Here is a 12,949-nt window from a genome sequence, read left to right on the forward strand (position 1 = left end):
ATCACCACACGCCCCACCACATCACGTTTCAATATCGCTGCTGATGACTCATCCATAAGAGCCATAGCCTATGTCTATGCCTCTTACTGATCGACTATGATCCCACGGCGCTTGGCTTGACGGATACCGACTCCCTACTACATCCACAGATCAGACGACCAGCCGCTATGGTTGGCTGGCATCTGGGATGTTTGGGAGAGCAATGCCGCAGATGACCAGGAAGAGCCGGTCATCACCTCAATGAGCGTGGTTACCACTCCTCCTGGAACCTATATGAGCAAATTCCACGACCGTAGCCCGCTGGTTTTGGAAGGAGATGCCATTTCAAACTGGCTGAGGCCTGAACTTCCGGAAGCGGATCTACGGGCGCTTCTTGAGCCCTACGAATGCCCGCATTTGGAGGAACCGAGGACCCACCACGCAACACTGATGCCGAGCCTTGGAGCGATCCTGAAATCTGGCAGATGATTGCCAGTGGCAATGGACGTGGAGTTCATCATATCGAAAGCCCGGCCATGACCAGCCTGGCTTGCATGGCTGATGTGCGGGACATCGACAGGTTGGTCGCTATCGTCTCAGTCATCAGACCAGGTGCCGCAAACGGGCTTAAAAAAACCCAGTTTGCACGCCGGGCTCAGGGGCTTGAACCCGTTGATTATGTCCATGAAAGTCTGTCAAAAGTGCTGAGCTCAACCTTCGGGGTTGTCGCATATGAAGAGCATATCCTCCAAATCTGCGAAGAATTTGCCGGACTACCAGGAGGCCGCGCTGATGTTCTGCGCCGTGCCCTGGTAAAGCAGGATGAAGCCAAAATTGCGGAGGTGAAAGTTGAGTTCATGGCGGCAGCAAAAGCTCGCTCTCGTGATGCCTACAGCATCGCCCATGTCTGGGATCTAGTAGCAGGATTTAAAGGCTACGCTTTTTGCCGGGCCCATTCCACCGCCTACGCGGTAGAAGCTTATCAAGGCGCATATGCCAAGCGCTACCACCCGGCTGAATTCATGGCATGCGTCCTAACCAATGGTAAGGGTTTTTATTCACCGCTGGTTTACACTTTGGAATGCAGGCGGCTTGGGATTGGATTTTTAAGCCCAGACGTGAACGCTTCCTCCCATGCCTTCACGGTCGAACCCGAGCATACGCCGAGCGGAACCCACGCGCCAGCTTTAGCAAAATCCATTCGCGTTCCTCTGCGGAGCATTAAAGGCTTGAGTGAGACAACACTTGCTCGCTGGCGCAAAGAACGATGCAAAGCAACGTTTCAAAACGTGCGCGATTTCTGTGAGCGGGTGCATCCCCAAGGACAAGAAGCCCTCGATCTTATCCGGGTGGGTGCCTTTGACAGTCTGGGGGGCACCAGGATCGAGCAGTTTTGGCGCTGCCTGCATTCAGCGCGTGATGCCGCTATTGATTCAGATTGGCTCTTCCTCAATACCAAGGAAGAAGCCATACGTGCTCAGTTCCGGGAGGAACCTGGCATCCTTCAAATGCTGCAAGATGAAACCGAGCTGCTGGGATACACAGTGAGCGGCCATCCGCTGGATTGCCATCCAAATATCCGCTGGGATACCTATTGCCCCATCTCCGAACTGCCCCGCTATCATCACCAGAAGGTAACCGTTTGCGGTCTGATTATCGTCAGCCGCTCGCATCTCCAAGAGAATGGTGAGCCGATGAAGTTCATCTCCATTTGCGACAGGTCAGGCATTGTTGAATGTGAAATCTTTGCTGATGCATACCGCGCCTACGGTTTGGCAACGGTGCGCTATCCGATTGTTCAGGTTACGGCCGAGGTAACGCCCTTCGATAACCAAGCAGGATTCACTCTTGCTGTGCAACGCATTGAGAAAGCCAGGCACATCCAGATGACCAAAGCATCTTCGTAAAGATGGCGAAAGTCATGAGGTGATTCTCCCCTTTAGTGGTGTGTAGGACTGAGTGTCAGCGTTCACCTTAACCACGTTGAATGCGCTGCACGACCATCCTGATTGGCAAGCTAAAGCCCTCACTGGGCCGCTCAAACAGATAATCGGTTCCCCCTGAAGGTCGCCCCCAATTATCTGTCTTGCCCGCCACGCTGCGCTCCAGTCTAGCAGGACTTTTTATGCACTGCCATCAAGGCCGCGACAGGCGCAGCCACTAACAAGAAAGGAGAACTATCATGACACAATCAACACAACCAAAACAGGCGACAGGCAAATCACCAACTCACGTTGCCTATCACGTCCGCGAAAGAGCCAATAATGAATCATTCTGGACGCGTATTGGCAGCGCTTGGGCGCATTCCGACGGACAAGGTTTCAACATCCAGATTGAGACAGTCCCTCTCGATGGGCGCATCACCCTTCGCACAGTCTCAGAGCCAGCGAAATAAACACTCGAATCAACCGGGCGGGCCGCAGGTCCGCCGACATCAAAAGGAGAATATCATGACATTTTCATCAGCCATCGTGAACCCGCATTATGCCGGAACACGTCATCAGCCAAGAACCAAACAAGCCGTATATGCGAGACTGCCAGACGCACCTATCAATGGCAGCCCCGTCCCTCATCTGACCAGCCTCTATCATAACAATGACAGGGATGCATACGGGGACCGCCGCTATCCCGGCAATTGCGGAGGAATGCTGATTCGGGATCTCATCACCTACTTTTCACCCGGAAATGTGCTCGACCCGATGACCGGCAGCGGCACTTGTGCCGACGTATGCAAAGAGCTTTCACTTCCATGCACTTCGCTGGACATCCGCTATGGCTTTGATGCCACCGACCCAGCCTGCTACGAGAAGCAACTCAATGGTGCCAAGTTTGACTTCATCTGGGCTCACCCACCTTACTGGAGACAAAAGCTCTATACCGTCAATTCACGGGATCTCTCGCGAACAGACTCCCTTCCTGAATTCTTGGAAGGCTATGCCTCGTTCATCCGATGCTGTGCAGAGTCCCTCCAGCCCAATGGCAAATTTGCCATCCTCATGGGCGACTATAACGACAGGTCCGGTTTCATCCCGCTGGTTCATTACACCAAAGAACTCGCCTTCAAGGCAGGTTTACGCCAGCACTGCACTGACATCATTCGATTCAGCCACGGGGCGTCAAGCAGCCGCAAGGTCTATCGCAGCAGCTTTATCCCGGGTCTGCATGACGTGTGCATGATCTTCGAGAAGATTCCGCAATAGCGTGGCTTCTTCGCCGAAAGCCATAACAGGATGGCTGGTATCGATTCTCATCAAACGGTTTCGCTATCAGCCTTCCAGGTGAAGCTAGCTACCCTCCAGCAGCCTTAGGGAACAGGCATTCAGCGCGATGATTCCCGGAATGCTTTCGAACCAGCTCCGCACTGCCACCGCGAGCAATCCCCCATTCATCGGCTCGTTCGGGGCAAGCCCTTCACTCTCCGCCAAAAGGCCAGCTTGCTCCCCTCCTCCTCTTGGACCAAACCACGCCATGCAAGACAGCAACCACTTTGCCCACCTTCGCCCGCCTTTCTTGTCGCCAGTCTTTGCATCGGCTATGGTTACGTCCGCTCCTGAAATGCCCGCCCAGTTGAGCGGGGATACACAGGGCCTGGCCGACGTTGTTGCAAGCCTCCGCCAAAGCATTATTCTCCGCATCCAGTGCGGTGAATAAGAGGCGTATTCGCCGCACTGGACATACGGCTCACAGAGCTTTCGCGAATTCCTGAATTCGCTGAAGGATTTCAGCAAAGCTGGGACGCCCTTGGTAATACAGTGATTGGGTACTCTGATATGCCTTCTCGTAAATGCTGAAGACCTCCGAAGGACCGAGGATGAAGGCTTCGTTTGCAGTGATGTCGCGGTTTTCAGAACGAAACCGCCTCACCTTATGTGCATTATATTCATCCGTTCCGATGAATTCCTGAACAGAGATCTCACCGAGCAGGCAGTACACATCATAATAATGGCGCAGGAAGTTGGCAGGGAAATCGCCTGTCTCCTGCTGCTTGCGGAACTTCGTTGATATCGTCTGGAGCTTCTCTACCAGAGTATAACCAGGATTATAACACAGCACGCCCATGGCACGGTTATCAATGAGTTTTACCATGCTGACCGCATGATCATACGCCCACGAACTGATGTCCCTGACCTCGTTCGGGGTTACATCATCAAAGCCGACCTCCAGCAAAACGCCGTCCTTGAGGTCGGACGCCATGCCAGTAACCTCTTGATAAGACAGTCGAATTCCGCCGCTGCGAAGGAGCTTCGTGTCATCGAATTCATAATCGCGATTTACCGCATGGATGCCGTCTATTTTAATGGCCTCACAAAGCCAGTCATAAAAGCGCCTACGGCTTTCGACATGAGCTTCCTTGTCATGGTTCCTGCCTGATTTCACCTCAAGATGTGGAGGCGGATCAATGCGAATATCAATATCCTCCGAAAAACGGTTGATGATGCCGAAGCCTTTTGAAAGGGAAGTTCCGCCTTTCAGTTCAAAGCGCATCCCAAGCTGCTGGAGACCATAAAGGCAATGCATGATCCAATAATCCTTCTCAACCAGAACAGCCGCAATCCCCCTTTCATCTGAAACGATGCGAATGAGGTCTGCGAAATCCTTGTGGTTATGCAAAAAATCATCCGGCATGACGAGTCCCCTCCATCATCGCAGCATCGAAAAACTTGCGTGTGCGCACCCTACCAAATTCATGGGCGATTTGACGCAGGGCTGTGCGATTTACCTGCCTTGCCTTTTCCTTGACCCTTGAAAGCAATGCAGCTCCATCTTCGGCCAGTTGTTCGATATTGTTCACCAAATCAACCAGCAGGAATTCCACAGAGATCTTTTTCGGAAAGGACGGCCTGCGACGGAATTCAAAACTGCGCCCACCCAGCGTGAAATGCCCGTGGCGTTTGTGATTATACACAACGGTTTCGTTATATAGCTGCGTAGCTCCGACTCCCAGGGTGTTGTAAGCATTGGGGGATGTGATCAAGAAACGATCATCTTTCAGAAACGCAGCTACGACGCTGGCGTTGTCAGCAGGCGCTTTGCCAAATGCAGTTTGCTTTGGATGCGAATACAAACCAGGAGCCAGCTTCACCAACTCACCCGAGGCCACAAGTTCTTTGATGTGTCGGTCCACGGCAGTTGACCACCTCGCCAGGTCTTCACGACGATACACCACCCCAGGCTTTAGGTGTTTGCGTAAAACATCCAGTTTATTCATTTTCACCTCATAACCATCATATCAAACTGCTCTCCAGATTGCAAGACATTTTATCCAAAATCCATGCAACATGAATCAATCTTCCGCTTTGATACGAGTTGCTGAGCAGATGTCATTAATACCTCATGTCGAGGCGTTGCCCCTCTGCCGCCAGTTCATCCAGAGCCTTGAGTCGGGCTTCCTTTTCGCGCTGTTTGTAAGCCAGCACATCCCTGGTATAGGCGCGTCTATGCGTTCCCACCTTGCGGCTTGGAAACGCTCCTTCATCAAACAGCTTTGATGCATAAGGGCGGGACACATTCAAAAGCTCTGCCGCTTCCTGAGGTGAGATCTCCTCATCCACCGGCATCATCGCCACGGTCTTTCCATCCGCCATCCCACTGATGGCTTCCACCAGCAAACGAAACGCACTGACAGGAATCGAGACCTCCTGACCTTCAATTTGCATTCCGATGGAATCTCTTTTTCCAAACTTCATGCTGCCAATCTGACGACGGGATTCACGCGCCATAAGCACATCCTTTTCCGTTGGGACGAGCGGTTCGTTAAGTGTGAGCATAATAACCTTCCTTTTCGCCATCATATCACACATCTGCAACAATTGCAATATCTGAAATAAATGAAACGGCTGGTGGAGGGAAAAGCCTTTCCCTCGCGCCTACGCTGTGCGGCGCTACCCATTCTAACGGGAGGTCTCCTGTAACGCCCTCGCCCGTCATATTCGAGCAGCTTGGATTTGGAACACCCTCTCAACAACCTTACCTGTCGCCGGTCTCCTGCGCTACTTTAGAACCGCACAGCGAAACCGAGGGTCATCAAATCCGATCCAATAAACCCTTCGTCTGGATTATCCCCTCTCGTGTATTTCGCTGTGATGCCAAAGTGTTGATCTCTCTGATCCAAAATGGTGTTGCGCGCCCTTTTTATATCAGGCGTGAACAACCAGTAGGTGAGGCCCGTTGTCCACGACCATTGTTCACGGTCATAGATGTCAAAGGCACCACTTCGGGAAACATTATTCCAATAAACAATCTGAGAATCCACAGTCAGTCTGTTGCCTAGCATGTCAGGCAAGATGCTGGCTGATATTCCCAATCCGACGCGCACGGAATATCGTTCACCATCGGCGAACCCCTGCGCGCCGTTTCCAGTCGCCATCTGAGCACCAACGATGGGAGCCAGCATCACCTTCATGAGCTTGAGATCCAGCTCCCGGCCGATCCAGATTTCCGGGAAGTAAGGTATATAGTTCAAATCAGCTCCTATCCCCTCGCCGCCTATTTTGTTATCTCTCTTGAAGCCAAAAGTTGAACGAAAGTAATGGGTCTCTTCAGCACTCTCATTGCCGATGATCCAGTCCAGCGAAAGGCCCGCCTGGAATGTGTCCTTCAAATTCGCTGCGGCTTCGTTGTAGTGATAGTCTGCCCATGCTCCGTACATAAAGTCTGATCCCAAGTCGCGGTTTACGGAAATTCCTCCATCTACCGCCCAAGTATCTTCACCACCCGCTGGCATGGAATAATTGAAAGTGGCTGGCAGATTAACCTTGTTCTTGTCTTTCAAATTCTCAGCAACCTTCAAATTCCACTTCTGTCCCCACTGGACCACCTTTCGTGCCAGACTGTCAGATACTGGCGTTAGGGTATGCGGCGGCTTGGCGTCCGGATGCAGTTGTTTCCATTTGGCTGCCCGGTACTCCTCAATCTTCTCCTGAACTTTTTTCAGATCCTCCAGCAATCGCTCCTCTTCATTTATGAGAGAGGACATTTCCGGATCAAATCGTGAATCTTCAGCAAGCTGAGCCCAGGCTGGGAAGTGAAGGATGCAGAGAAGCAATAACCAGCCGCATTGAAATGGTTTCATGATGAAATTAGACATCGATGTTCGTCAGGATGATTTCTAGGGCTATTCAGCCAACAATTCTTGGTCGAAATGAAATGAAGATCAGGCGTTGGATTTTTTGTGAACCAGAGCGATAGCCTCGCCCACGGTTTTCAAATTTCTGGCCTCCTGAATTCCTATACGCACACCTTGGTAACTATCGATGATGCGGTTGTAGCTCGCCTTGAGTCGACCACGCCTGTCATCATCGAGTTTCAAATCGTCAAAAAGTTTCACACTCTCGCGCCCATTCACAACATCAATCGTCATCGGGTTCGCAGGATTAACATTATCTGCTACACGCACGATAGACCGGACAACCTTTGGTTTAACCTCCACCCTGGAGACACGCTCTTGTGCGGCTGCTTTCTTCGTAGTGGCTTTAGCAGCTATTTTTTTCGTCGATGCTTTCTTAGCCATGAATTCAGTTTCTATTAACTAGGTGATGGATTGAGGTGAGATCTGTGATATCTCCCAGAGATTTAAATTAGGAATTTTCCAAATAAAAGACAAAAGTTGGACCTCCTATCAAGAAATAAATCATCAAGTTCTTAAATCTGAAAATAGCAGATACGCCTAAAGACTAAGAATTGTCTATCGTCCGTGAATTCCTGACAAGTGAATCGCAGAGAATCCTGATCTTTTGTGGCTAAGCCGCCATCCCGTCATGGCTATGATCTTGCTGCTCTTCTCGACAACGCTCCCAGGAAGCGCAGGAGCGATTGCATCCCCGGTGGTCGATTTGTCCATTGAGCCCGTAGCTTGTTTCCGCTCATCATAAATGAAAACGCCTCTCATTTTTACAATTCCAGATCGCCTTCTTCCAGGGGTTTTCTCGCAGAACGTCGCACTGACAGGATCACGACGCGCTTTTTGTCGATGGTGTAGTAAATCCTGAATTGGCTTCGCCGCTTCCGAAACAGAAGCAGCCGAATTTCACGGGCAAACTTTTCGCTCTCCGGGGCCACTGGATGCCGAAGTGGATTCAGAGCAAGTTCGTCCACCTTCCCAATCAGCTCCTCTCTCCACTTCTCCGCAGCCAAAGGTGCCCTCTCCTTGATCCAAAGATAAGCATCCACAAGCTCACTCTGCGCATGGAGCGAGTATTCAACCCGGAAGCTCACATCCCTCGCAATGTTTGATGCACATCAGCCGCAGAAAGCGTCTTTCCGACTTCCATATCTGTCAGGCCCTGACGAATGGATTTAAGTGTCTCCAGCTCCTCCATAGCCTCGATCATTTTCTCATAAGAGCGTTTGCCCAGTAGCACGGCTTCAGCCTTTCCATTGACCGTTAATACCTCAGGGCGGCCTGTTTTGTTTACCCGCAGAAGATGCGCTTTGGCGTTACGCTGAAATTCTGTCAGCGGGTGTATGTCCTGGATGTGAATCGTCATTTGTGAACCCCACTAAATAAGCATTGAATTTCATGTTACCATATTTTTGGGTGAATTGCAAGTTCTCATAAGCCATCGGAGGGAAAAGCCTTTCCCTCGCACCTACGCTGTGCGGCGCTACCCATTCTAACGGGAAGTGTCCCGTAACGCCCTCGCCCACCGCATGGCGCAGGCAGTCTCTCCAAAACCGCTACCGCGCAGGAGAGCCAGCCCACGCCATTGCAGCCTTCTGCATCACCAGATGAAGCTGCCTGATACGCTCCCGGCAAAGCCGTCCACTGCTCATTCACTTCATCCCATGATGATCCTTCCTGCCTAACGGCAGGTATTGCCGCCGCCCCGTTTTTTTCATCACTCGGCGGCTCTGAAGCCTTCAGACGTTCAGCCCGTCAAGGGCATCCAAAGGCTGTCCCTAAAGGGCACCCTCCTTTGAACCCTCCCTATGACTGTCTGCCCGTTCCTCCGGCGGTTGGTCGGTAGGTTTTGCGCGCGCGTGCGTGCTTTTCGCAAAACCGAAACAGGAGGAACTAACATGAAGACATCAGACATCTATGAACAAGTAACAGACCGCATCATCACCCAGCTCGAACAGGGCATCGCCCCCTGGAAGTCGCCTTATTTTTCCAAGGTCGGATTCCCCCGGAATTTCTCCACAGGCAAAGCCTATCAGGGCATTAACGTCTTTTTGCTTGGAAGCCACCGCTTCACCTCGCCCTACTTCCTCACCTTCATTCAAGCCAAGGAGCTTGGCGGGCATGTGCGCAAAGGCGAACGCGGTTCCCTTGTCGTCAAATACGGCACCTACACGAAGCAGGATGAAGACGCGCCAGCCCAGAACGAGGAAGAAGCCGAAACACGCCGCTTCCTCATGGGCTACACCGTGTTCCATGCCTCGCAGATCGAAGGCATCGAGTTCCCTGCCCCGGAGAACTTGCCGGAGCTTTCTCTGACTGAAAAGACCGACCGCGCCCGCGAGATCATCGCCGGGATGCCGAAGCCCCCAGTGATCCGTTACGGCAGCGCAATCCCCTGCTATCGTCCCGCAACTGATAGCGTTCACATGCCGGAGCCCGGCTTTTTCAGCAGTGAGGAGGCACTTTTCTCAACCCTCTTTCATGAACTGGCTCACAGCACCGGCCACGCCTCACGGCTTGCCAGAACGTCCCTGCTTGAGAATAAAGGCATTGATGCGGAAGGCGACACCGCCCGCAAAGTCTATGCCGAGGAAGAACTGGTTGCCGAGATGGCCGCAGCCTTCCTGAATGCCCATGCAGGCATCATGGAAGATGAACACGCCAACTCTGCCGCCTACCTGCAAAGCTGGATAAACGCTCTCAAATCCAAGGACGCCAAAGGCTGGGTTATCCGCGCAGCCTCTCAGGCGCAAAAGGCAGCTAACCACATCCTCAACATTCAACCGGAGGTGCAGCCATGAGCGCGGCACTTCTCCCCCTCGATGATGCCGAGCTGATTGAATCTGTCAGCTTGAGCGATGCCGAGTTTGACGAGCTGGAAAGCCAGCTCGCCATTCGGGCCGCCTGCCTTGGCTGGACAGGCGACCCCATGCGCCAACCCGTGGCAGTTGTAGCAGCCACGGTGCGCGGCATCCTCGCCAATCGCACAACCTCAGCCAGTCGATGAACGCCGTTGTGCAAATCACCGCTCCCCATCTGGGGAGCGTAAAAATCTATCACCGCGTCGTGTCTCTTTCCTGCAACATGGCGCATGGCAGGAAGCTGCAACTGCATATCGAAGCCCTGCCCCGGTCATATCGTTAATGACGGGGGCAGATGCCCGGCAACAGAAGCACCGCTCTCATTCGCTCGCTTTGCCAAAGGCCTGGTGGAGTCCCCGCCCTGCCCCGCCCTTGGGTGGCCGCATGGATGCGGCAGCTTGACTTCGCAAAGCGAAGTTTGTTATACTTCCCTCACAGGAGAGGGAATTTGCAAAATCATCGTTCATCACGTCAGGGCTTCACGCTCGTTGAACTGTCCATTGTGCTGGTTGTTATCGGTCTGCTTATAGGTGGGGTGCTGATTGGACAGAGCTTGATTGAGTCAGCAAGAATCAATGCACAGATAAGGCAGTTTCAGCAATTTGAGGTGTTAATAATGAATTTTAAAAGCAAATTCAAGTATCTGCCTGGAGACTCACCGATGTTCACCCCAGCCGGAAATGCTTCTGGACTGGTTAGGGGGTGCTGGTCAGGTTGTGGACCTTCTGGCGAAAGCCAGGGTTGGAACTTTAACGCAGAGATTGCCGCTTTTTGGAAACATGTTTCTGACGCAGGTTTTGTAGAGGAGAACTACATATTCACGGCAAATGACGGAAGGCCAGGAATTAATGTTCCAATAGCCGCATATAATGAAAAACCCGATACTGGTGTTTATGCAGCAAACCCAAATGACGACATTTCAACATATCTGAATGTCTGCTCACACCCCTCCGCAAGCGACTTAATGTGCGCTGATAGCGCTAGTCATAACGCATTCTCTGCCATGACTACACTCGCTATAGATAAAAAACTTGATGATGGCAGGCCTCGTGCTGGAGCCGTAACAGTTATGACTGGTCCATGGAACAATATGGGGGGCGGCCCAGGATGTGTTACTGGCAATAGCAACAGCGATAACGCTACTTATGATATAACATCTTCAAATAAAAATGCTTGTAATTTACGCTTGCGCTTAAATAAAAATTAATAATTAATCAAAAATTTATGATAGGCCGAAAGGTTACAGCTTTTCGCCCCATTCTTTGATTCCGAGTAGTCTGGTTGGCGGACGCGTGGTCTTTGCCACTTCTGCAAAATCGCTGCCATCCAGTTTGACGCGATTCAAACCATGCCGCGTTACAAACACGACCTGACCCACTGACTTCATCACCAAAAACACCGGGCCAGCATTGCGCTCCACCAAGCAAGGCTCAGGTGTGATGCGTTGCTCTGGCTTGCCCACTTTCTTGAGCCAAGTTCCGCGCAGGCTCGAATCGGGCACATTTCGCGGATACATCAGCGTTTCATCATCAAGCCAGACAAACATATCCACACCGGTTGGCATCTCCTCAAACTCCATCGTGTTCAAATCCAACAGCCGCAATCCGGCACTGCTCACACAGAAGAGGCGCTGCCCAGTCGGTGAAGGGGCCATGACAGCCTTGCAGGGCAATGGCAGAGCTTTGTCTGTCTGCAACTTGCCAGTAGTTCTGTCGAAAATGGCAAGGCTTTTGCCATCCACCAGCAACGCACAGCGATTACCGTCAATCCATTGTGCATCTCTTACCTGGCTTTTCCCAATCGGGAATTTGAGAACCTCATCCGTCTGCACGTCATAGTGATACACCTCATTGCCTTGCTGCCCCAGCAGCACCCTGCCATCAGGTGAACGCCTCTTTTGGATTCCGTCAGTCGGGATCCGAGTCGGCTTGACCTCGCCTGTTTCCAGATTGACCCGCAATTGCTGATTCAGGTTCCTGACCGCAATCACCTTGTCGGTCGCCATGATCAGGTTCTCAGCGAAATACTGCTCCAGAAAAATGCCCATCGTGGTGATTTGACGCTCATTAACCAGCTTGAGCGCCAAGAGATCCACATCCGCCATCCATACATCCTTGGCTTTCGGATACATGGCCTGCTTGAATCCATCGGTGAACCCCACCGTATAGCGAGTGCTCAGCGCCGCCTCCTGTGTTCCATCCATCCCGTAACGGGCGATTCCTCGGGGAAAGGTTGCCAGCAGCTTCTTCGATTCCTTGTCATAAAACAGATCCTTGGGTCTGTCCTCAGAGATCCAGTCCTTGAACAGCACCTCCCCTGTATCGACATCAAAGAGGTCGTCATCCGCCAGGAAAAGCCGGTCAATTCTCTCCTCAACAACAGCCACCTTTTCAGCCAAAACTTCTTTGGCTATCGTTTCTTGAACCACAGCCTGTTCTCGCTTTTCAGGAGTGCCAAACAGCCACCACCATGAAAATATGGCTGTGCTGATTCCGATGACCCCAAGAACCAAGGCGACTTTGGGGAATGCTTTGATGTAGCGCCAGTTGAACATTATTCGGAGGGGGTTTCGTCTTCGTCTTCTGCAAACCCCTTCGGCGGGGTAATCGTGATCTTTGAAATGAAAGTCGAGTTCTCTTTATGGTCCTGCAGTTCGTGGTCCGCTTCCTTCACCCAGGCGACTCGCTTCTGTTTGATGCCATCAAACAACCTCGGCACCAGCCCTCTTCCCTCTATCGTTACCAGATAACCGCCAAACTCGATGTTCAGCCCATTATCCGGGTCATAGACAATCCAGATGATGTCTGAATATGAAAAGCAGGTGCGCAGCCCGTCCCGCGTCTGGATCTCAAAGAAATGCTCCTGACTGGTCTCACCCACCAGGATCGAGAAAAACTTATCCTCCTGCTCTGTCGGCTGGGATGCAGGCACCGCAGATTTTTCAGCCTGCTTTCGTCTCAGAATCTCTTCAATCGTGTCAGAAGCCATA

Annotated in this window: 15 protein-coding genes; 6 read left to right on the forward strand and 9 right to left on the reverse strand. The window is 51.9% G+C overall.

The features are described 5' to 3' along the window. Window positions 1-171: 171 nt before the first annotated feature. The 3 genes from ABEB25_RS24435 (at window position 172) to ABEB25_RS03530 (ending at window position 3,179) form a co-directional block, all read left to right on the forward strand. Window positions 172-468 (forward strand): SOS response-associated peptidase family protein, encoded by a 297-nt coding sequence (locus ABEB25_RS24435; protein ID WP_425571959.1) that lies wholly within the window; start codon window positions 172-174, stop codon window positions 466-468. After that, a complete protein-coding gene (locus ABEB25_RS03525; RefSeq protein ID WP_345735000.1) occupies window positions 387-1,886 on the forward strand; it encodes a helix-hairpin-helix domain-containing protein in 1,500 nt (499 codons plus the stop codon). Before ABEB25_RS24435 ends, ABEB25_RS03525 begins: the two co-directional genes overlap by 82 nt. A gap of 543 nt (window positions 1,887-2,429) precedes the next feature. Then, window positions 2,430-3,179: a hypothetical protein gene (locus ABEB25_RS03530; RefSeq protein ID WP_345735001.1), complete on the forward strand. Its 750-nt coding sequence runs from the start codon at window positions 2,430-2,432 to the stop codon at window positions 3,177-3,179. A gap of 481 nt (window positions 3,180-3,660) precedes the next feature. On the opposite strand, the gene ABEB25_RS03535 is transcribed toward ABEB25_RS03530, so the two are convergent. From ABEB25_RS03535 to ABEB25_RS03565, 7 genes are all read right to left on the reverse strand, one after another. Beyond that, window positions 3,661-4,605: a nucleotidyl transferase AbiEii/AbiGii toxin family protein gene (locus tag ABEB25_RS03535; protein WP_345735002.1), complete on the reverse strand. Its 945-nt coding sequence runs from the start codon at window positions 4,603-4,605 to the stop codon at window positions 3,661-3,663. Beyond that, window positions 4,595-5,188, reverse strand: a complete 594-nt coding sequence (locus tag ABEB25_RS03540) for a DUF6088 family protein (protein ID WP_345735003.1) — start codon at window positions 5,186-5,188, stop codon at window positions 4,595-4,597. Before ABEB25_RS03540 ends, ABEB25_RS03535 begins: the two co-directional genes overlap by 11 nt. Before the next feature lie 115 nt (window positions 5,189-5,303). Next, the gene (locus ABEB25_RS03545; RefSeq protein ID WP_345735004.1) at window positions 5,304-5,747 is read right to left on the reverse strand and encodes an excisionase family DNA-binding protein; all 444 of its coding nucleotides are present in this window, start codon (window positions 5,745-5,747) and stop codon (window positions 5,304-5,306) included. Between the two features lie 227 nt (window positions 5,748-5,974). Further along, complete coding sequence (locus ABEB25_RS03550; RefSeq protein WP_345735005.1) at window positions 5,975-7,051, reverse strand: hypothetical protein; 1,077 nt, start codon at window positions 7,049-7,051, stop codon at window positions 5,975-5,977. A gap of 81 nt (window positions 7,052-7,132) precedes the next feature. After that, window positions 7,133-7,489, reverse strand: coding sequence for a hypothetical protein (locus ABEB25_RS03555; protein ID WP_345735006.1), 357 nt, complete (start codon window positions 7,487-7,489; stop codon window positions 7,133-7,135). Window positions 7,490-7,869: 380 nt separating this feature from the next. Continuing rightward, window positions 7,870-8,193: a type II toxin-antitoxin system RelE/ParE family toxin gene (locus tag ABEB25_RS03560; protein WP_345735007.1), complete on the reverse strand. Its 324-nt coding sequence runs from the start codon at window positions 8,191-8,193 to the stop codon at window positions 7,870-7,872. Next, complete coding sequence (locus tag ABEB25_RS03565; RefSeq protein WP_345735008.1) at window positions 8,190-8,465, reverse strand: type II toxin-antitoxin system Phd/YefM family antitoxin; 276 nt, start codon at window positions 8,463-8,465, stop codon at window positions 8,190-8,192. Before ABEB25_RS03565 ends, ABEB25_RS03560 begins: the two co-directional genes overlap by 4 nt. Window positions 8,466-8,997: 532 nt before the next feature. On the opposite strand from ABEB25_RS03565, the gene ABEB25_RS03570 reads away from it, so the two are divergent. The 3 genes from ABEB25_RS03570 to ABEB25_RS03580 all read left to right on the forward strand — a co-directional run bounded on the left by ABEB25_RS03570 (window position 8,998) and on the right by ABEB25_RS03580 (window position 11,167). Beyond that, complete coding sequence (locus ABEB25_RS03570; RefSeq protein ID WP_345735009.1) at window positions 8,998-9,900, forward strand: ArdC family protein; 903 nt, start codon at window positions 8,998-9,000, stop codon at window positions 9,898-9,900. After that, a complete protein-coding gene (locus ABEB25_RS03575) occupies window positions 9,897-10,106 on the forward strand; it encodes a hypothetical protein (RefSeq protein WP_345735010.1) in 210 nt (69 codons plus the stop codon). Before ABEB25_RS03570 ends, ABEB25_RS03575 begins: the two co-directional genes overlap by 4 nt. A 272-nt stretch (window positions 10,107-10,378) precedes the next feature. Continuing rightward, window positions 10,379-11,167 carry a type II secretion system protein gene (locus ABEB25_RS03580; protein WP_345735011.1) on the forward strand — a complete coding sequence of 263 codons (789 nt, stop codon included), beginning with the start codon at window positions 10,379-10,381 and terminating at the stop codon, window positions 11,165-11,167. A 33-nt stretch (window positions 11,168-11,200) separates the two neighbouring features. Here the strand turns inward: ABEB25_RS03580 and ABEB25_RS03585 are convergent, their stop codons facing one another. Together ABEB25_RS03585 and ABEB25_RS03590 are read right to left on the reverse strand one after the other, a co-directional pair. Continuing rightward, window positions 11,201-12,514, reverse strand: a complete 1,314-nt coding sequence (locus ABEB25_RS03585) for a WD40 repeat domain-containing protein (protein WP_345735012.1) — start codon at window positions 12,512-12,514, stop codon at window positions 11,201-11,203. Continuing rightward, on the reverse strand, window positions 12,514-12,948 hold the full coding sequence (locus ABEB25_RS03590) for a hypothetical protein (RefSeq protein ID WP_345735013.1): 435 nt from the start codon (window positions 12,946-12,948) through the stop codon (window positions 12,514-12,516). Before ABEB25_RS03590 ends, ABEB25_RS03585 begins: the two co-directional genes overlap by 1 nt. Window position 12,949: the final 1 nt, after the last annotated feature.

The organism is Prosthecobacter algae, from assembly GCF_039542385.1.
Lineage (GTDB): Bacteria > Verrucomicrobiota > Verrucomicrobiia > Verrucomicrobiales > Verrucomicrobiaceae > Prosthecobacter > Prosthecobacter algae.